We start from the raw sequence: 19,903 nt of genomic DNA, 5'->3' as shown, positions 1-19,903 counted from the left end.
AAAGATAGGGGCATATTAAACTTTATTTGTGTAAAGTTTGTGGAAATTAATCCTTCTTGTGTTAGAGTTGGCTATCTTAAACATAAAGGATTAGCATGTCTTACCGCACAGAACACGACACGATGGGCGAGGTCAAAGTTGAAAATAGCAAGTATTGGGGCGCACAAACCCAAAGAAGCTATGAGAACTTTAAAATCGGCACGGAAAAAATGCCAACAGAGTTGATCTACGCCTTTGCCAAACTCAAACGCGCTCTGGCTAAAGTCAATCAGGATTTGGGCAAATTGGACGCACAAAAAGCAGGAGCCATTATCCAAGCTTGCGAGGACATTTTAGAGGGCAAGCTAGAGGGCATGTTCCCTTTAGCCATTTGGCAAACCGGGAGCGGGACTCAGACCAACATGAACATGAACGAGGTCATCGCCAATAGAGCGACCGAAATTTTAGGGGCAGACTTTAGAAAAGAAAAATTGATCCACCCTAACGATCATGTCAATATGTCCCAAAGCTCCAATGACACCTTCCCCACCGCCATGCACATTGTGGCGGTGTTGGAACTCACAAGCAAACTCCTGCCTGCCCTAGACAAATTGCATGCCACCTTGCATGCCAAAAGTCAAGATTTTAAGGATATTATCAAAATCGGGCGCACGCATTTACAAGATGCCACGCCTTTAACTTTGGGGCAGGAATTTAGCGGGTATGTGAGCATGTTAGAGCACTCTAAGATGCAGATTTTGGAGAGTTTAGAGGGGCTAAGAGAGCTAGCCATTGGGGGCACGGCGGTGGGCACAGGCTTAAATGCCCACCCCCAATTATCTGAGAAGGTCGCTCAAGAGCTCACCCACTCCACGGGGCAAGAGTTTAAAAGCGCACCCAATAAATTCCACGCCCTCACCAGCCATGACGCGATCAACTTCGCGCACGGCGCGCTCAAAGGGCTGGCGGCAAACTTAATGAAAATTGCTAACGACATTAGATGGCTTGCCAGCGGTCCGCGCTGTGGGTTGGGCGAATTACACATTCCTGAAAATGAACCGGGCAGCTCTATAATGCCGGGCAAAGTCAATCCCACCCAATGCGAGGCTTTGACGATGGTCGCTGTGCAGGTGATGGGCAATGATGCGGCCATTGGCTTTGCCGCCTCTCAGGGCAATTTTGAACTCAATGTCTTTAAGCCCGTGATCATTTATAACTTCTTGCAAAGCCTGCAACTGCTCGCCGATGGCATGCTCAGTTTCAACGAACATTGCGCAATTGGCATTGAGCCCAACAAGGACAAGATCGACTACTATTTGCACCACTCGCTCATGCTGGTAACCGCACTCAACCCCCATATTGGCTATGAAAATGCCGCCAAAGTCGCCAAAAACGCCCACAAAAAGGGCATTAGTTTAAAAGAGTCTGCTGTGGAGTTAGGGCTTTTAAGCGCACAGGATTTTGAAAAATTTGTCATACCCGAACAAATGATTGGCCCTAAAGCTTAATGCCCCAACCCTTTTTTGTCTATGATGACATCTGCCTTTATCAAGCTAACACCCTCAATCAGAGGCTTTTGCCCCCTAAGAGTCTAGATTGCACCATCACCTCCCCGCCCTACAATGTGGGCATTGATTACAATACTAATGCAGATAGCCAGAGCTATGCAGAGTATTTAGATTTTAACGCCACTTGGCTACAAAATACCTACTTATGGAGCAAGCCCAGCGGGAGGCTATGCCTGAATATCCCTTTGGATAAGAACAAAGGCGGGCAACAGAGTGTGGGTGCAGATATAATCACTTTGGCCAAAAAGATCGGTTGGCGTTACCATAGTAGCATTGTTTGGAATGAGGGCAATATCTCCAGACGCACGGCTTGGGGGAGTTGGCTTAGCCCTTCAGCCCCCTATGTGATCGCACCCGTGGAACTCATTGTTATTCTGTATAAAGAGGTGTGGAAAAAACAGCACAAGGGCAGAAGCGATCTAAAAAAGGATGAGTTCATGGCTTGGACCAATGGGCTTTGGCAGTTTAATGGGGAATCTAAAAGACGCATCGGCCACCCCGCCCCTTTCCCCAGAGAGTTACCCCGCCGTTGTATCAAGCTCTTTTCTTTTATAGGCGATGTGATCTGCGATCCTTTCAGCGGATCGGGAACCACGATGTTAGAAGCCTATGCCAACCAACGCGCCTTTGTGGGCATCGAGTTAGATCCTGCTTATTGTGCCCTAGCCAAACAACGCTTTTTGAAAATATGGGGGGAAAGAGATGGGGATTAGACAAAGCGATCTTATCTTGGAATTTTTTAAGGCAAACCCTAATCGGGAGATCGCACATCCTGAGGCAGTGGATTGGCTCACCCATGAATACTACAAGCGCACGGGCAAGATTTTCAGAGACCCTGATCGGGGCATTAGAAAATTGCACCAACAAGGCATTTTACAAAAAATCGCTAAGGGAGTTTATCGTTACAACCCAAATTCCGTTTTGCGTCAAGATTTAGAGGACTTTAGCCCCGCTTTAAAAAAGCAAATCTTAGAACGGGACGGGTATGCTTGTGTTATTTGTGGGGCGGGGCAAAAAGAGGGCGTGGAATTACATGTCGATCACATCAAGCCTAAAGACTTAGGGGGTCAAGCTAGCCTAGAAAATGGGCAAACTTTGTGCGCCCGGCACAATTTCTTAAAAAAGAATTTTAATCAGACAGAAACGGGTAAGAAAATGTTTATACGCATGCTAGAGAGTGCGCAAAAGGCCGGAGAGATGGAGCTAGCCGCCTTTTTAGAAGAGGTTTTAGGCGTTTATGAAAAACATAATATCAACGGGCACATTGTGTAGAAAAAGCCTTGAACCTTTTAAGTGGTTTGGGTTAGTTCAATAATGTTGCTTGGTCCAAAATCTCTTGTGCGCCTTGGGATAGGAAGTTTTGCACTAAAGTATTGATTAGATGATCTGCCCGGCTGGGTTGCCCTTGGATACTCTCTTGGAGGATATAACTCCCATCGCTCAAGCCCACGATGGCTTGGATTTGCAAAATATCTGGTGTGAGGCTGGCATGCACGCCTAAGGGCACTTGGCAACCCCCGCCCAGTTGGCGCACAAAGCAACGCTCCAGCCCACAGACAAACGCGCTTGTGGGGTCATTGAGTTGGGCGATTTGATCAAAATAGGGGTGATCACGCCGCATCTGCACGCCCAGTGCCCCCTGAGCCATGCTAGGGATCATCTCCTCAGTGCTGAAGGGCTGTTGGTGGGGCAATTCTAGCCCCAAGCGTTGCACCCCCGCACAAGCCAGCACGATCGCATCAAAATCTCCGCATTTTAGGCGTTCTAAGCGGGTTTGGATATTGCCCCGCAGACTTAAAGTATCCAAATCAGCGCGCATGCGTTTTAATTGCATCGATCGGCGTAAAGAGGTCGTGCCCACTTTCGCCCCTTGTGGCAAATCTGCCAAACAAGAGTATTGCACGCTCAAAAAGCAATCTCTAGGATCGGCACGGGGCGTGATGGCAGCAAGGCTTAAAGGCTCAATCTCCTCTACAGGCACATCTTTAAGCGAATGCACGGCCAAATCGATTTCTTGGTTTAAAAGCAATGTTTCTAATTCTTTGGTGAAAAGCCCCTTGCCCCCGATTTTGGCTAAGGGCACATCTAAAATCTTATCCCCCTTAGTTTTGACAACACGGATTGTGCTTTTCAGCCCGATCTGCTCTAGCAAGCCTTGCACATAAGAAGCCTGCCATAAAGCCAGCGCACTCCCCCTGCTCCCAATGATGAGGGTTTTCATTTTTCCTTATCCAAAACTTCTACATCGATGATTTCTTCTGGCTCTTTTTGTTTTTTGGGCTTTTTGGGCGTTTCTTCAGGGGGTGGGTCTTTTTGGCGCACCAACGCCACGAGCAACAAGAGAGCTCCAAAGACATCGCACAACACCCCGGGTAAGAGTAGGAGCACCGCCCCCACCGATCTTAAAAAAAACCCCTCCGCCCAAGCCAAAGGTTCAAGGCGTTCATAGACCAAGTCGTTTAAATTCTTAAAAGGGCTTTTGAGCAACACCACACCCCCAACCAGCGCGCTGATCACCACTTCGGCTAAAAACAGCACCAAACCAAATTCTTGCACGGCACTATAGACTAAAAAAACCTCCAGCACCACATAGGAAATCCCCAAAATGTAGGCAAAGGGCATTAGGCTAACATCTCCTTGAGGGCTTTAACAAGGCTAGCACGCTCTAGGGTGCTTTTAGTTAAACCCTGCCTTTTGATGATCTCTAAAGACCCACTTTGTAGGGCTTGATTACCCACAATGATCGCATAGCAACAGCCCATCAACTCAAAATCTGCCATCTTAGCCCCAAAGCGATCCACGCGATCATCTAAGAGCACATCAATACTTGCGCTTAAGAGTTCTTGATACAAACTCTCGCCCAAAGCCTCTAGCTGGCTATCCTTGCTATTAGCCACAATGATCACCACCTCAAAGGGCGCACTCGCTTTGCTCCACACACAACCCTTTTCATCGCTATGTTGCTCCAAAATGGCGCTCAACAAACGGCTAACCCCAATCCCATAACAGCCCATCTCAAAAAACTGCGCCCTGCCCTCTTGATCAAGATAGGTGGCATTCAGGCTTTTAGAATACTTATTACCCAGTTTAAAGATATGCCCGACCTCAATGCTCCTTTGATACTCCAAAGGGGCTTGGCAGTGCGGGCAGGCATCATTGGCGCGCGTGGTGGCGATGTCAGCATAAACCAAGCCCTCAAAGGTGGCTAAATCCACCCCCACAAAATGCGCCTCTTTTTCATTTGCCCCACAAATGAGGCTATTGGCATCTTGCAAATCCACATCAAAGATCACCGCCACATCGGGCAAGATGTGTTTGAGTCCATAGGGTCCGATATAACCCGGATATAACCCTAAGCCCTCTAGGGCATGCGCACTCACCTCCTCTAGGCTCAAAATAGGGGTTTGTAAAGTGGCACTCAAAGCATTAAGGGCTTTGCTCTCCTCTAGGCTATCATCCCCACGCACAAAAAAGATCGCCAGTTGGGAGTGGCCATGTTCGAGCATGGCTTGCTTGGCGACTGCTTTGAGCGTGAAAAAGGGATCGACCTTGAAAAACGCACTCAAGGCTTGGATCGTGGGGGTGTTGGGCGTGGGGAATTTGGCAAAATGAGCTTGGGGGATGTTCTCAGGTTCTACCCTCTTAGCACGCTTGGCAATTTCAATATTAGCCGCATAGCTACACTGCGGACACACCACAACAATATCCTCCCCACATGCACTTAAAATCACAAATTCCTTAGAGCTATTGCCCCCAATCGCCCCGCTATCTGCCTCAATGGCTCTAAAATCCAGCCCTAAACGCTTAAAAATGGTGCTATAAGCCTGCTCCATGCGATCAAATTCCCTATTTAGGCTCTCTGAACTGCTATGAAAACTATAGCCATCTTTCATCACAAATTCACGAGCACGGATCAGCCCAAAGCGGGGGCGAATCTCATCTCTAAATTTGGTGTGGATTTGATAAAGGTGCAAGGGGAGTTGTTTATAACTCTTGACATACGCCTTGATAAGCTCGGTGATCACTTCCTCATGGGTGGGGCTCAATACAAAATCGTTTTCCTTGCGATCCTGAAGGCTTAAAAGCTCCTTGCCATATTTGTCAAAACGCCCGCTTTGCCTCCATAGATCAGCAGGGATCACAAAGCCTAGCATGCACTCTTGTGCCTCATAAGAGTCCATCACCTCTTTAACCACAGAGCGGATTTTTTGCAAGACCTTTTGCCCTAGGGGCAGAAAATTATAAATCCCGCTCCCAATTTGCTGGATAAAGCCCGCTTGCACTAAGAATTGGTGGCTTTTGAGTAGGGCATCTTTGGGGGGTTCTTTGCTCGTGGGGGCAAATAGCTTAGAAAAGCGCATTTAACATCCTTCTTCATATTCGCATTTATAGCGATTCACAAACATGTTTTCCCCGCCCAAGTTGAATAGATTTTTCAAGCACTCGCCCAACATGTCGCCCTCCTCTTTGTGGGCATTTTTTTTCAATACAGCGGTGGGGTGGTGCAAAAAGGTATTAAATGCGCTGTGTAAAATCTTGGCGACACTCTCTTCATATTGGGGGGGCAAAAACCCTTTTTTGAGGGCACGGCGCAATTCCTTAAGGGCAGCTTCTCTAGCCAAGTCCCTAAGCCCTTTGATGAGCGGATCAACCTCTAAGGTTTGCAACCATTCTAAAAATTTATGCGTGTAGAGTCCGGCAATCTCATAAGCCTTTGAGGTGTCTTTTTGGCGGTTTTCCAAGTTATGCGCCACCACGCTTTGCAAGTCATCTACGCTATAAAGCCAAATATTGGGCTCTTGGATGGGGGCGATGTTGCGTGGGACACCCAAATCAAACCACCAACGCCTAAAATCAGTGCTAATAACACTCTGCGGGGTGATGATGGGGTGGTTAGCCCCTGTGGCGCAAAATAAAAAGGGGTGGGTGTTGATTAAGTGGGGGAGATTTTCAAAATCCTGCACTTCTAGCCCCATGCCAAGCTCTAAGGCGCGCTCCTTGTGGCGGTTACACAAGATCACCTCAAAGCCCTTAGCCAGCAAGTGCTTACACACTAATTGCCCCATTTCGCCCACGCCCACCACCACAGCCCTTTGAGCCACCTTTTCACTCTCTAACACCTCTAGGGCTTGTTTGACTGCCATAGAGGCGATGGAAACCACTTGAGAAGAGATGGTGGTTGAATTACGCACCGCTGCGGCACATTTAAAGGCAAAATGGGCTAGGCGGGTCAAATGCTGGGCGCACAGTTTGTGCTCTAGGCACATTTTATAGGCACTCTTAAATTGCCCCGTGATCTGAGTCTCCCCCACAACCATGCTATCCAAACTGCTAGCCACGCAAAAAACATGATGAATCGCATGGGTCTGGGTGTGAATCTCGCTTTTGGATTGCAACACGCTTAAGGGCATTTGCTTAGCTTGGGCTAGGGCGGCAATCAGATGACAAGCCACTTGGTTTAAATCATAGGCATACAGATAAAACTCGACACGATTACAAGTGCAGAGTGCCATGATCTCTTTGATGTGGGGGTGCTGGTGTTTGAGCATGTTTAAAAAGCCCAAAAGTTCGGATTCGCCAAAGGCGAGCTGTTCTCTGAGCTCAATGGGGAGGTGCTTATGTGTGAAACCCAAAACCAAATACCCGCTATCCACGCTAAAACTCCCGTTCTAAAATTTGTTTTGCCATGTTTTCTAACTTAGTGTTGCCCTCCCCTCCAATCGCTTCTAGGGCAATTTGGAGATATTTTTGCGCTTCTTGAAACACTTCTTGCACAATTCCATGTCTAGCAAAGGCGGCTTGGCACCACGCCACCGCTTGGGGGTTGTCTTGCTTGAAGTAGGAGAGCAAAATCTCTTGTTGGGGCTGATCTAGGCGTTGGTAGAGCAAAATATAGGGCAAAGTGCTCTTGCCCTCTTTGAAGTCCCCAAAGGCAGGCTTGCCCAAGACCTCTTGGGGCTGGGTGATGTCCAGCAGGTCGTCTATAATTTGGAAGGCTAGCCCGAAGTTGAGCCCAAAGGTGTGGTAACGCTGGGTGTCCAAACCTTGCAACAAAGCCGCCCCACAACTACTCGCCACGATTAAAGAGGCACTTTTATCGCTAATAATGTCTAGGTAAATCTTGGGATCGGGGTTGAAGGCATGGGAGGTGCTCACATCTTTAAGTTCCCCACGGGAGAGTGCGACCACGCTTTGGGCGACCACCTGCACGATCTGGGGATCTAGTTTGCCTAGCTCACAAAAGGCTTTGGAGTAGAAAATATCGCCCAGCATGATCGCGCTCTTATCTCCAAAGGTGCAATTAAGGGCTAGTTGCCCCCTGCGGGTGTTGGCATTGTCAATCACATCGTCATGCAAAAGAGATGCACTCTGAATCATCTCAATAATGGCACAAAAATCCAAAACTTGGGGGTGGTTAGGGCAGATGGCTAAAATGAGTTGGCTACGCAACATCTTACCTGCCCCCAAAATACGCGCCATCTCCAGCACCTGCGCACTCCCAACCTCCTCTAAATAACCCTCAATCTTGGCTTGGATGGCGTGCAACATTTAGGGTTGCTCCACCCACTTGAGTTGGTTAGAGGCGCGCAAACGCAAAGTGGCGATTTCTTTTTGGGTGTCAAACTTTTTGAAACTGAGCATCAAAAAGGGGGGAGTGTGATCCCCCTCAACTTCTGAGGAGCTCGCCCCGCCCCTCTCTTTGAACACCGCCACCCGAAAACTATCTCGTTGGAAGTCAGGGTATAAAATGAATTGGTAGGGGAAGTGGTTAATATTTAGATGCACCACCAAGCCTTGATCTTTATAGAGAGTCCAGCGGAAAAACACGGGTTTTTTAAATTTACCCAGTTGCAACTCCCCACCATAGACCTCATCTTTTTTTAATTCCAAAGTCTTATCAAGGGGTTTGGCAAAGACACCCGCACACAGGAGCAAAGCCACCAACAGCCTATTCATGCCCGCTTAAGACAAGTGCCATCGACTGGATGGCTAAATCCATCTTTTTGGCTTGCAGGCGTTCTTGCAAAGCCCCATCTACATGCTGTTGTTTTAACAAGGCAGAAAATTTATCTTGCAAACCCAAATCCTCCAGGAGAATCTCGCACAGAGCTTGTGCCTCTAAGAGGCGTTCTAACTCCTCACGGGTGCGCTTAGAGCTAGCATGCAAGATCACATCGCCCCATTTTTGGATGGGATCGCCTGCTAGCACATGCAAGTCATCGTGGTTCAAACCAAACTAGCCTTTAGCATCCACACTGATTTTTGGAGTTTGGCTAACTGTTCATCGGCATAAGCGGCTGTAACCTTGTCCCCAGCCTTGTCGGCTGTCTCTGAGAGTTGGGCAAAGTGCTTTTCTAGGTGCTCATAATCCTTTAAAACCGCCCCAAAGACCTCACCGGAGCTAAAGCTATGCTTGCTTTCCTCTTTGATATGGGAGAGTTTCAGTGCCTCATCTAGGGTTACCACAGGCACAGCCCCCAGCTGGGCAACTCGTTCTGCCAAATCATCAAAAGTTGTGGCAAACTCCTCATAGAGGGCTTGGGTGAATTGGTGCACGGGGTAAAAGTCATGCCCCTTAACATTCCAATGGAAGTTGTGCAGTTTCATAAACAGCACAATGCTATCGGCTTGGAGTTGTTTGAGTAAATCGATCGTTTTTGTTTTCATCGTCATCCTTTTTTGGTTATTTAGTCTAGCTCAAGCCAAGCTCAAAGCGCATTCTAACGGAAAAATAGTAAATACAAGCTTTTATTCGCCCTTGAGAATGCGGATTTCAAAGGTTTTATCGGGAGTGTCTAGCAAGGTGATCCTACCCCCATGGGCTTCTACCACCTGCAAGGAGAGCGCAAGCCCTAGACCATTGCCCTTAAGCTTGGTCGTCTCAAAGGGCTCAAAGAGCAATTCTTTATCCAACACCTCCTTACCATCATCTTTGATGTGGAAAACCACCCATTCCCCCTCTTCAAAGGCGATCACCTCCACATGCCCTTCCTCAGAATTGCTTTCCTCAATGGCATCTATGGCGTTGTATAAAAAGTTTTGTAGGGCAATGCTAAGCAAGCTCAGATCGTAATGGGCGGTTGTGGGCGCAATGCGGGTGGTGAGGGTGATCTCTTTGGTGTAGGTGTATTGGTTGAGCGCTTCTTGAATCTCATCCTCTAGGAGCAAAAGACTTTGGGGGGTTTTGTTGGCATGCACGCCCTTAGAAAATAAAAGCGTGGCTTTAATGATGCGTTCCACCCGCCACAAGGCTTTTTGCAACTCAAACACAATGGGCTTAGTCTTATTATCCACCTTTTTAAGCAAGATCGAGGTGAGCAATGAGATCGAGCCCACCGGGTTACGGATTTCATGCGCTAGATGTGCTGAGATTTTCCCCATCGACACCAAGCGTTCTTGGCGTTTTTGCTTGGTGATGTCTGTAGCGGTGATGATCTCCTTGCCCTGAATTTTATTATTTTGGAAAAGGTAGTTCTTGCCCTCATGTTCAATTTCTAGGTTAAAACCCAGTGCCTTCGCCTTTTCAAAGACATCCTGACTCTCAATCGCCTTGCTATTTTTGTAAAAAAAGCTCTTATTTTCATTGAGCACCCAAATGGCTTGGGGCAAAATCTCAATCACCCACTCATAGAGCGCCTTATAGTCCTTAAATTCCTTTTCAACCTTGTAACTCTGCAAGATAAATTCATTCAACAAACGCAAGAGCTCTTGGCGATCCTGTGCGCCAAAGCGATCTAGTAGCCCATTATCTAAGATGGCATCTCCGGAGCTAGAGACGGCTTCTAGGGGGAGGGGGGGTTTTTTCATGCTAACCCTTGTTTTTTTGCTCCTCTTGTTCTTTGAGGAAATTAAAGAGCAATTCGCTATACCCAAAATGCCCGCTAAGCTGGTTGGAGAGCGAATCTTTATACATGGATTGGTAAATCTCGCTCCCAGCTTGCTTAGGATACAAGGGGTTATCCAACTTTAAAGCCGTATCCAACATAAACTTCAAAAGCAAGGACTCAAAGGCATCGGTTTGGGTTTTGAGCTGTTGATCTTCTAGCTTGCCCCCGTGTTTGAGCTTGTTAGAATCAAGCTTATTGGCTAGGTATTGGTTGTAAATGTCTAAATTATTTTTAATCATATGACCTCCATTTCTGCGCTGATCGCACCGCTTTTTTTCATCGCCTCTAGAATCGATACAATTCCCTTAGAACTCACGCCAATTTTTTGCAACGCCTTCACCACGCTAGCAATGGTCGCCTTAGGCGCACTCAAAATATTTTCTTTGGTATCCAGCGTGGCTTGGGGACCGAGTTTTTGCAAATCCTTTTTAGCCTTGCCCTTCTTGGGCTCTAAGGGCTCTTGGGTGATCTTGATGGTAACATCCCCACTTGTAACCACTACCGGGTGCACCACAATATCCACGCCCGCCACCACCGTGCCCGATTTTTCATCAATGATGATTTTATCCTTGTGGCTATAATCCACATTGACCTCTTCAATCATCGCCAAAAATTCCACCATTGTCAGCTTTTCAGGCTTTTTGAGCTTGATTGTCTTGGGGTCGATGGCTAGGGCAACCTTTTGTTGGAAAACCCGATTTAACGCCTCTTGGATTTTGACCGCATTTTTAAAATTGGGCTTTTTCAAGCTCAAGGTCATGCCACTCTTGTTATAAAGATCGTAGGAAATCTCCCGTTCAATGGTCGCGCCATTGACAATGGTGCCGGTGAGCTGGTTAGAGGAATTGCCCAGACTCACGCTCCCTTGTGCGATGGCATAGATATTCCCATCAATGGCGCTCAAAGGGGTCATCACCAACACCCCATGGTTTAAGGACTTGGCATCCCCGATTGAGGAAATTTGCACATCAATTTTATCGCCCTGCCGTGCAAAAGAGGGCAGATTAGCCGTGATCATCACAGCCGCCACATTCTTAGAGGCAATATCACTGGGGGAGACCTTGATATTCACACTCTCGAGCATGTTGGCAATGGATTGCATGGTGAATTTCGATCCGGACTTATCCCCCGTGCCATTCAAGCCAATCACCAACCCATAACCCACCAACTGGTTATCCCGCACGCCTACAATATTGGCAATATCCTCGATCTTTTCAGCTTGCAAACAAACTAGAGCACACACCCACAAAACTAAGTGCTTGATTCTTAATTTCATGCTCAAATCTTATCTAAAAATCCCTAATGGCACAATTTAGGGCAAAAAGCTAGCACGCTGTGCTATTTGCACTCTTGGGGTATGCCACCCTTAAAGCTTGTTAGCCTTAAAACTGCCCTTCAAATCCAAAATGCTAAATTCTAATGCGTCATCAGCGCAAACCTCAATGCAACGCCCACAGCGGGTGCATTCCCCCGAATTGACCGACACGCTCTTAAGCCCCACCATCCATAAAACTTGCCTTTCAGGGCAAATCTCAAAGCACAGATCGCACTTGGTGCAACGCAGGGCGTTGTGCTGGACTTTCAAAAGGGCATAACGACCCACTAAAGAGTAAAACGCCCCCAGTGGGCAGAGCTTGGAGCAAATGATTTGATCGCCCAAAAACGCATCCACGCAAAAGAGCAACAACGCCACAATGATCCACGAAGCCGTGCCTAAGATGATCCCCCTTTGGATCACCCCAATAAAGGACACGCTCTCAAAAGCGGGCGTGGCGAGCACAAAGGAGAGGATCAAACTTAAAACTAAGAGGATGTAGCGCAAGTTTTTAGGCAAGCCCAAATGCACGCCCCTAAACTCTAATTTGCGCCGAAACCAAGCGGCAAAATCCACAATCATATTCACCGGACACACCCACGCGCAAAACGCCCGCCCCAAGAACAAGCCATAAATGCACAGCACCAAGAGAGCTCCCAAAAGCGCGCTGATCTCAACATGCAAACTGGCTAAAAACACCTGCAGAGCCGCAAAAGGATCGCTTAAGGGGATGGTGCTAAACAATTTAGAGGAACTCAAATTGCCTTGCAAAATAAAGGTGTTGGCAATAAAGAGGATCAAAATACCACATTGTGTTAGCCGTCTAAGCACCAAATAGCGCATCAAAGCCCCTTGTTCAAATAATCTAGAGGGTTATCTGTTTTGGGGTTTAGGGTGTTGGGTTTGGCATTCTTTACGCGCTCTTGGTCTTTGGTATCCCAACCCTTGACATAGTGATCGCCCACCTTGCCGCTCACAAACTCTGTGGGCAAAATCCGGATGGCTGGTTCTTGGGTGATACAAGCCCTCTCGCATATCCCACAGCCCACGCATGCGCTAGGTTCGACCACAGGGAGCATATAGGCATGTTTGTGGGTTCTCTCATTGTGCTTGGTTTCTAATCTGATCGCCTTGTCTATCAAGGGGCAAACCCGATAACACACATCGCACCTAATCCCCCAAAACGCCACACAAGCCACTGGATCGACTATAGCCACCCCCATTTTAAGCGAGGCGATGCCTTGATTGGGCTTTAAATGCGCCTTGTCTAGCGCGTCTGTGGGGCATGCCTTAATGCAAGGGATGTCAGGGCAGAGATAGCAAGGGACTTGACGGGCTTGAAAAAAGGGCGTGCCCACCCTCGCATGGTCTAATAGAGTGGCAAGTTTCAAGGTGTTGTAGGGGCAGTCTTTCACGCACAGCCCACAGCGGATACACAGACTTAAAAAGCGCGCCTCATCCTCTGCCCCCGGGGGTCTGAGGCTGTAGCTATCTTGCTTTTTGGCTTTTAGCAACGCCACCAAAAACGCCCCCCCACTGGCACACAGCAAAGCCCCCTTAAGGGTGGTTTGTAAGAAGGCGCGTCTTTGCATCTATGCCTTAGTGATCTTCACCGCACACTTTTTATAGTCGGTTTGCTTAGAAATGGGGCAAGTGGCATCTAAGCAGACCTTGTTGATGAACACATTTTCATCAAACCAGGGCACATAGACAAGCCCTACGGGGGGTTTGTTGCGCCCGCGCATATCCACCCGCGCTTTCACACTGCCCCGGCGCGACTCAATCCACACCGCATCGCCTTGACTAACCCCCAATTTTTCCCCATCTTTTTCATTCATATAGCACAAGGCTTCCGGCACAGCCCTAAAGAGTTCGGGCACGCGCATGGTCATCGTGCCGCTATGCCAGTGTTCCAAAACCCGCCCGGTAGCTAACCAAAATGGATAGTGCTGATCGGGCCGCTCAGGGGCTTTCATGAAGGGTCTGAAGAAAATCTTGGCTTTATTTTCTAGGCTCTTGGGCGTGCTGCCGGTGGGTTCTTTAAGGTTGCCACTCACAAGTTCCTTCATCGCCTTGCCATAAAAAGCAAAATCGCTATCTGGGGCTGCCTTTTTGGCGTAATAATCATACTGGGTGTTAAAACGCCATTGGGTTTCTTTGCCATTGACCACAGGCCAACGCAAGCCCCGATAGCGGTGGTAGTCATCAAAGTAAGCCAAGTCATGACCATGCCCGATACCAAATTGGCGGTATTCCTCCCAAAGGTATTTTTGGATGAAAAAGCCATAACCCTTAAAGGGCTTGCCATCGCTCCCCACCACATTGCGTTTATCCCCAAAAACTTCTGAATTGGGCGCGCCCTTGCCCACTGGATCATGGGCTAAAAACTTTTTGGCATGCTTGTTGGCAAAGAGGACATCATAGAGGGTATCAGTGTCCTTATAGCCCATTTTATGCGCCTCAGCCAACACATTGGGCAAAGTGAGCTTATCATTGACCTTTTGCTCCTTCCACACCTCTTTGAGCTTAAAGCGTTTAGCAAATTCCAAAATCTGCCAAATATCGCTCATGGCATGCCCTACTGGGGTAACTTGTTGTTTCCAGTGCTGGGATCGCCGCTCGGCATTCCCATAGGCTCCCCATTTTTCATAAATCATGGCGGTGGGTAGGATCAAATCTGCCACCTTAGCGCTGATCCCCGGATAACAATCGCTCACCACGATAAAATTATCCATCTCTCTAGCGGCTTTGATCCAGTGGTTGGCATTGGCGGTGTTTTGCCAAGGGTTATTGACCTGCACCCAAATGAACTTGACCTTGCCATCTTCAAGCGCGCGCATCATCGCCAAGAAGTCATAGCCGGGTTTGGGGTTGATTGTGCCCTTGGGCAAGTGCCAAAGTTTCTCGGCGATGGCGACATGTTTGGGGTTGGTAACCACCATATCTGCGGGCAAGCGGTTGGAAAAAGTGCCCACCTCTCTAGCTGTTCCGCATGCGCTGGGCTGCCCGGTGAGAGAAAACGCCCCGCTCCCGGGTTTAGCCTGCTTGCCTAGCAAAAAATGCACCATGTAGGCTTGCTCGTTTGCCCATGAGCCTCTGGTATGTTGGTTAAAGCCCATCGTCCAAAAGCTCACCACCTTGCGGTCTTTTTCAATGTAAAGTTTGGCTAGGTGTTGCAACTTGGCTTTAAAATTCTCTAAGGGTTCGTGGGCATCCCCCTTAGCCACGCGCGCGACATAGTCCAAAGTATAGGGTTCTAAGGCTTTTTTAAATTCCTCAAAGCTGATTTCCCAATGCTTGCCCGCTTGCTTTTGGTGGTGCATTTTAAACACCTCGCCCGCTTTCACGCCTAGGTGTTTGAGTGCGATCGCCTCATCTGCATCCAAAGTGATCGCATTTTGTTTCCTCACCGTGTCCTTCTCGGCAGGTCTAAACTTGGGGTGGTTGGGGTTGTCGCGCATGCCATAGCCAATGTCGGCATATCCAGTGGCAAACACGATGTGCTTATTGATAAACTCTTGGTCGATAACATCGGGGTGGTTATAGACGATCTCCCTAGCGATGTAGTTCCAAATGGCTAGGTCGCTATTGGGCGTGAAGATAATTTCCATATCAGCCACGCTGGAAGTGCGGTTAGAAAAAGTGGTGAGATTGACCACCTTAACCCTATCAGGAGCATTCAATTTGCGATCACTCACCCTAGACCACAAAATGGGGTGCATTTCTGCCATATTCGCCCCCCAAGTGATGATGGTATCGGTGATTTCAATATCATCATAGCACCCGCTAGGCTCATCAATCCCAAAGGTTTGCATAAAGCCCGCAACCGCACTTGCCATGCAGTGGCGCGCATTGGGGTCGATGTTATTGCCCCTAAAACCAGCTTTCATCAGCTTGGCAGCCGCATAGCCCTCTTGGATCGTGTATTGCCCACTCCCAAAGACCCCCACACCTGTAACGCCCAGCTGGTTATAATATTTCTTAAACTGCTTTTCCATCTCATCAAAAGCATGTTTCCAAGAAACTTCCTTGAATTTGCCCTTTTTATCAAACTCGCCTTTTTCATTCACCCTTAAAAGAGGGCGCACCAAGCGATCCGCCCCATACATGATTTTGGCATTGAAGTAGCCCTTGATGCAGTTTAAGCCGCGATTGACTGGAGCTAGCGGATCGCCCTTTGTGGCGACAATTTTATCGTCCTTAGTGGCGACCATGATCCCACAGCCTGTCCCACAAAAGCGGCAAACGGCTTTATCCCACTTCCAGCCTTGCTGGGCTTGTTGGGCTTTAGCCTCTAAGTCTGGAGGTGTGAGCAGACCAGCACTCCCCAAAGCTGAAGTGATGGCAACAGATTTTAAAAAATCACGCCGTGAAAGCTCTTGTGTAGGCTCTACATGAGAATTTGGGATAGCAGTTGGCATTGGACTCTCCTAGTCTTGAAGTGGGCAATATTATAGCCAACATTTGATTTAGAAAAATTAACACCCGCCTTTATGGCTACTTTTTATCATTTTTTGGTTATGATAGCCTTTTGATGATGACTACAAGGGACAAGGACAACATGGGCTACCAAGAGATAGCAGGGGGTGTGGGCATACCCAAGTGGAATAGGTTTCTATGGATATTGGGGGGGATTTTATTCTTGCTATTGGCTTTAGAGGCGGTGTGTGTCAAGCAAAATAGCCTGTGGGTGCAACATTTAGATGCCTTTTTTATTGAGTTGGTGCGATCCCACCCCCCCGTGCCCGCCTCTGTGCCAGAAGCTGGCCATGCCCCCTACTTCCAAGCCATCAAAGCCCTGACTTTTTTTGCCCAATCTAAATTGGTGATTGCCCTTGCGTTGCTCATAGCCCTTTTTTACGCATTCCAAAAGCGTTATGCCTTTGGGTTGTGGTTTGCACTCAGTGTTTTATCCGGTGAGATCGCCTTGAAGGGTTTTAAAGAGTGGATTGCGCGGGCGCGCCCACCCACCAATGGGGAGTTGTATTTAGCACATGGGTTTAGTTACCCCAGTGGGCATGCCCTAGCAGCCAGCCTCTTTTATGGGCTCTTGCTCTTGTTGGTGTCTTTGGGGAATTTGAATAACGCATTGAAATGGGGTTTGTGTAGTGTTTTATTTTTGTGGATTTGTTTGATGGCATACACAAGGGTGTATCTAGGCGTGCATTACCCCACAGATGTTTTAGGGGGGGTTTTGATGGGGATGGCGTGGGCTTGTTGGTCTGTGGGGGTTTATGTCAAATGGTTTAAGAAAATTTGATTTTTGATAGCTTTTTAGGATAGTGCGTGGATTTTAAGGGGTTGTTGCAACAAATTAACGATCTTTTTGCAAGACTGAACAAGAAGCAAAAAATTACAATCATTACAGCCACGATCTTACTGGTGGCTTTCTTGGTTTTTTTACTGATCTACCCCACTCGCGACAAGGGCGATCTCTCAGGGTATGGGGTGCTCTTTGAGGGCATGGACAATAGCGATAACGCGCTTATCTTGCAATATCTCCAACAAAAACACATCCCTTATAAGATTCCCAAAGAGGATACGATTTTAATCCCCAAAGAAAAAGTCTATGAAGAACGCATTGCCCTAGCCTCTCAGGGAATCCCCAAGACCAGCAAGGTGGGCTATGAAATCTTTGATGTGAAAGATTTTGGGGCGACCGACTTTGATCAAAATATCAAGTATATCCGTGCTATTGAGGGGGAACTAGGGCGCACCATTGAGAGCCTAACCCCCATTGACAAAGCCGATGTGCATATTGCCATCCCTAAAGATAGCGTGTTTGTGAGTCGGGAAATCCCCCCTACCGCCTCGGTGATGCTCAAAATCAAACCCAACATGCGTTTGTTACCCAAGCAGATTTTGGGGATTAAAAACTTAATTGCTGCCTCTGTGCCAAAATTAATGGTAGAAAATGTCAAACTTGTCAATGAAAATGGCGAGCCTTTGGGGGAAAATGACGAATTAGACACCACTAGAGAACTTGCCCAAGCCCAGTTGCATTACAAACAAAATTTTGAAAATATCCTAGAAAATAAAATCGCCAATATTTTAGCCCCCATTGTGGGCGGGCGCGATAAGGTCGTGGCTAAAGTGAGCGCAGAGTTTGACTTTAGTCAAAAGAAAAGCACCAAAGAGACCTTTGATCCTAATAATGTCGTGCGCAGTGAGCAAACGATGGAGGAAAAAAGGGAGGGCTTCCCTAAAAAACAAGTGGGGGGGGTGCCCGGGGTGGTGAGCAATATTGGACCCGTGCAAGGTCTTAACGATCAAATGAAGGAGAAATACGAGAAATCCACGAACACGACCAACTACGAAGTGGGTAAGATGGTGAGCGAAATTAAGGGGGAATTTGGGGTTTTAACCCGCCTGAATGCGGCGGTGGTGGTGGATGGGCGTTATAAAAAAGTGGATAAAAACGGGACAGAAACCATTGAATACATCCCTTTAAGCCCTGAAGAGATGGATAAGATCAACGCCTTAGTCAAGCAAGCCATCGGTTATAACCAAGCTAGGGGCGATGCGGTGGCGGTGAGCAATTTTGAGTTTAACGCCAAAGCGGCGAAGTATGTGCCCATGACGGCTTATGAAAAGGTCGTTGCCACCACAGAAAAGATTTTGGGTCCTTTCTCTTCCTTGCTCAAATACTTGATCGTGGGCTTGATCTTGTTTATCTTTTACAAAAAAGTTATTACACCCTTTAGCCAGCGCATGTTAGAAATCCACCCCGATGAGGAAGAAAAGGTGCAGTCTTTGTTTGCCATTGATGAAGCTGATGATGAGGAGATCGATAAGTTTGGTGAAATGCGTAAAAAAGTGGAAGATCAACTGGGCTTGAGCGCGAGTTTTAACGAAGAAGATGTCAAGTATGATATTATGCTAGAAAGGGTTAAGCATTCAATCAAAGAGAGACCTGAGGAGATCGCCTCCTTATTTAAGTTACTCATCAAAGATGAGGTTGCCGTAACCAACACAAAAGGAAGCTAAAAAGTGGCTAAACTAACTCCTAGACAGAAAACACAACTTGATGAATATACGATGTCTGAAAAGATCGCTATTTTGCTGATCCAAGTGGGCGAGGAGGCGACTGCTGGGATTTTAAGGCATTTGGATGTGGATTCCATCACGGAGATCAGCAAGCAGATCGTCCAACTCAATGGCACGGACAAAGCTATTGGGGCGGCTGTCTTGGAGGAATTTTTTGCCATTTTGCAATCCAACCAGTATATCAACAGCGGGGGGTTTGAATACGCTAAGGAACTCTTGATCAAGGCTTTAGGTCCTGAGCAAGCTAAGATCATCTTGGAGAAACTCAGCCGTAGCCTGCAAACCCAGAAGAATTTTTCTTACTTGGGGCGGATCAAACCCCAACAACTTGCCGACTTTATTATCAACGAACACCCCCAAACCATTGCGTTGATTTTGGCGCACATGGAATCGGCTAATGCTGCTGAAACCTTGAGTTTTTTCCCCGATGACATGAAAGCGGAGGTGAGTATCCGCATGGCTAGCTTGGGAGACATCTCACCCCAAATTGTCAAACGCGTCTCCACGGTGCTAGAAAATAAATTGGAAGCCTTGACTAGCTATAAAGTCGAGGTGGGCGGCACGCGTGCGGTGGCTGAAATCTTTAACCGCTTAGGGCAAAAAGCGGCTAAGACCACGCTAGCGCGCATTGAAAACATTGATGCCAAACTGGCTAATGACATTAAAGAGATGATGTTTACCTTTGAAGATATTAGCGGGTTGGATAACTTCGCCATCCGTGAAATCCTCAAAGTGGCGGACAAAAAAGACCTCACCTTGGCGCTTAAAACCTCTACAGAGGAGCTCAAAACCAAGTTTTTAAGCAACATGAGTAGCCGTGCTAGCGATCAATTCATTGAGGAGATGGCGTATTTGGGGGCGGTCAAAATTAAAGATGTGGAATCGGCACAACGCAAAATCATTGAGATCGTGCAATCTCTAGCGGAAAAAGGCGTGATCCAAATGGGCGGAGAGGAAGATATAGTTGAATAATTTAAGCGATGAGAATTTAATTGCCAAAGAGGAGCTCTCCAAACACAGCATTAAAAAATACGAGTTCAAATCCATCGCCGATTTTCCTTTAGAAAAGCCCCCCGAAAAAGAAGAATCTAATCAAAACAGCACAC

Annotated in this window: 20 protein-coding genes; 6 read left to right on the top strand and 14 right to left on the bottom strand. The window is 47.5% G+C overall.

The window, feature by feature from the left end:
* The first annotated feature begins 95 nt into the window (after nucleotides 1–95).
* The 3 genes from fumC to C5684_RS03440 are packed head-to-tail and all read left to right on the top strand — an operon-like array spanning nucleotide 96 to nucleotide 2,819.
* The gene (fumC, locus tag C5684_RS03450; RefSeq protein WP_104639431.1) at nucleotides 96–1,487 is read left to right on the top strand and encodes a class II fumarate hydratase; all 1,392 of its coding nucleotides are present in this window, start codon (nucleotides 96–98) and stop codon (nucleotides 1,485–1,487) included.
* Nucleotides 1,487–2,260 carry a DNA-methyltransferase gene (locus tag C5684_RS03445; RefSeq protein ID WP_104639430.1) on the top strand — a complete coding sequence of 258 codons (774 nt, stop codon included), beginning with the start codon at nucleotides 1,487–1,489 and terminating at the stop codon, nucleotides 2,258–2,260. The genes fumC and C5684_RS03445 overlap by 1 nt, the downstream gene beginning before the upstream one ends.
* Nucleotides 2,250–2,819, top strand: coding sequence for an HNH endonuclease (locus tag C5684_RS03440; RefSeq protein WP_104639429.1), 570 nt, complete (start codon nucleotides 2,250–2,252; stop codon nucleotides 2,817–2,819). Before C5684_RS03445 ends, C5684_RS03440 begins: the two co-directional genes overlap by 11 nt.
* Before the next feature lie 31 nt (nucleotides 2,820–2,850).
* Here the strand turns inward: C5684_RS03440 and hemC are convergent, their stop codons facing one another.
* The 14 genes from hemC to napA all read right to left on the bottom strand — a co-directional run bounded on the left by hemC (nucleotide 2,851) and on the right by napA (nucleotide 16,171).
* Nucleotides 2,851–3,768 carry a hydroxymethylbilane synthase gene (gene hemC / locus C5684_RS03435; RefSeq protein WP_104639428.1) on the bottom strand — a complete coding sequence of 306 codons (918 nt, stop codon included), beginning with the start codon at nucleotides 3,766–3,768 and terminating at the stop codon, nucleotides 2,851–2,853.
* Nucleotides 3,765–4,169, bottom strand: a complete 405-nt coding sequence (locus C5684_RS03430; protein ID WP_104639427.1) for an FxsA family protein — start codon at nucleotides 4,167–4,169, stop codon at nucleotides 3,765–3,767. The genes hemC and C5684_RS03430 overlap by 4 nt, the downstream gene beginning before the upstream one ends.
* Nucleotides 4,169–5,908 carry a proline--tRNA ligase gene (gene proS, locus C5684_RS03425; protein ID WP_104639426.1) on the bottom strand — a complete coding sequence of 580 codons (1,740 nt, stop codon included), beginning with the start codon at nucleotides 5,906–5,908 and terminating at the stop codon, nucleotides 4,169–4,171. The genes C5684_RS03430 and proS overlap by 1 nt, the downstream gene beginning before the upstream one ends.
* Nucleotides 5,909–7,201, bottom strand: a complete 1,293-nt coding sequence (gene hemA / locus C5684_RS03420) for a glutamyl-tRNA reductase (protein WP_104639425.1) — start codon at nucleotides 7,199–7,201, stop codon at nucleotides 5,909–5,911.
* Between the two features lies 1 nt (nucleotide 7,202).
* Nucleotides 7,203–8,096: a polyprenyl synthetase family protein gene (locus C5684_RS03415; protein WP_104639424.1), complete on the bottom strand. Its 894-nt coding sequence runs from the start codon at nucleotides 8,094–8,096 to the stop codon at nucleotides 7,203–7,205.
* Complete coding sequence (locus C5684_RS03410) at nucleotides 8,097–8,504, bottom strand: hypothetical protein (RefSeq protein ID WP_233704171.1); 408 nt, start codon at nucleotides 8,502–8,504, stop codon at nucleotides 8,097–8,099.
* Nucleotides 8,497–8,778: a DUF2018 family protein gene (locus C5684_RS03405; protein ID WP_104639423.1), complete on the bottom strand. Its 282-nt coding sequence runs from the start codon at nucleotides 8,776–8,778 to the stop codon at nucleotides 8,497–8,499. The genes C5684_RS03410 and C5684_RS03405 overlap by 8 nt, the downstream gene beginning before the upstream one ends.
* Nucleotides 8,775–9,215, bottom strand: coding sequence for a Dps family protein (locus C5684_RS03400; RefSeq protein ID WP_013890329.1), 441 nt, complete (start codon nucleotides 9,213–9,215; stop codon nucleotides 8,775–8,777). Before C5684_RS03400 ends, C5684_RS03405 begins: the two co-directional genes overlap by 4 nt.
* A gap of 81 nt (nucleotides 9,216–9,296) precedes the next feature.
* Complete coding sequence (locus tag C5684_RS03395; protein WP_104639422.1) at nucleotides 9,297–10,355, bottom strand: sensor histidine kinase; 1,059 nt, start codon at nucleotides 10,353–10,355, stop codon at nucleotides 9,297–9,299.
* 1 nt (nucleotide 10,356) lies between these two features.
* Nucleotides 10,357–10,674, bottom strand: coding sequence for a hypothetical protein (locus C5684_RS03390; RefSeq protein WP_006017640.1), 318 nt, complete (start codon nucleotides 10,672–10,674; stop codon nucleotides 10,357–10,359).
* Nucleotides 10,671–11,699 (bottom strand): flagellar basal body P-ring protein FlgI, encoded by a 1,029-nt coding sequence (locus C5684_RS03385; protein ID WP_407645763.1) that lies wholly within the window; start codon nucleotides 11,697–11,699, stop codon nucleotides 10,671–10,673. The genes C5684_RS03390 and C5684_RS03385 overlap by 4 nt, the downstream gene beginning before the upstream one ends.
* A 102-nt stretch (nucleotides 11,700–11,801) precedes the next feature.
* Complete coding sequence (napH, locus tag C5684_RS03380) at nucleotides 11,802–12,593, bottom strand: quinol dehydrogenase ferredoxin subunit NapH (RefSeq protein WP_104639421.1); 792 nt, start codon at nucleotides 12,591–12,593, stop codon at nucleotides 11,802–11,804.
* Entirely contained in the window at nucleotides 12,593–13,342 is a 750-nt protein-coding gene (gene napG / locus C5684_RS03375) for a ferredoxin-type protein NapG (RefSeq protein ID WP_006017643.1), read from the bottom strand. The genes napH and napG overlap by 1 nt, the downstream gene beginning before the upstream one ends.
* The gene (gene napA / locus C5684_RS03370; protein ID WP_104639420.1) at nucleotides 13,343–16,171 is read right to left on the bottom strand and encodes a periplasmic nitrate reductase subunit alpha; all 2,829 of its coding nucleotides are present in this window, start codon (nucleotides 16,169–16,171) and stop codon (nucleotides 13,343–13,345) included.
* A gap of 140 nt (nucleotides 16,172–16,311) precedes the next feature.
* Between napA and C5684_RS03365 the strand changes: the two genes are divergently transcribed.
* From C5684_RS03365 to fliG, 3 genes are read left to right on the top strand one after another with little or no spacing between them, the layout of a single operon-like run.
* Entirely contained in the window at nucleotides 16,312–17,010 is a 699-nt protein-coding gene (locus C5684_RS03365) for a phosphatase PAP2 family protein (protein ID WP_104639419.1), read from the top strand.
* A 26-nt stretch (nucleotides 17,011–17,036) separates the two neighbouring features.
* Nucleotides 17,037–18,737, top strand: a complete 1,701-nt coding sequence (gene fliF / locus C5684_RS03360) for a flagellar basal-body MS-ring/collar protein FliF (RefSeq protein ID WP_013890320.1) — start codon at nucleotides 17,037–17,039, stop codon at nucleotides 18,735–18,737.
* A gap of 51 nt (nucleotides 18,738–18,788) precedes the next feature.
* Nucleotides 18,789–19,769, top strand: coding sequence for a flagellar motor switch protein FliG (gene fliG / locus C5684_RS03355; protein ID WP_233704302.1), 981 nt, complete (start codon nucleotides 18,789–18,791; stop codon nucleotides 19,767–19,769).
* The last annotated feature ends 134 nt before the right edge of the window (nucleotides 19,770–19,903 follow it).

The sequence above is a fragment of the Helicobacter bizzozeronii genome, assembly GCF_900196775.1.
Lineage (GTDB): Bacteria > Campylobacterota > Campylobacteria > Campylobacterales > Helicobacteraceae > Helicobacter > Helicobacter bizzozeronii.
The sequence above is the reverse complement of the archived record's forward strand: the minus strand, read 5'-3'. Positions and strand labels throughout refer to the sequence as shown.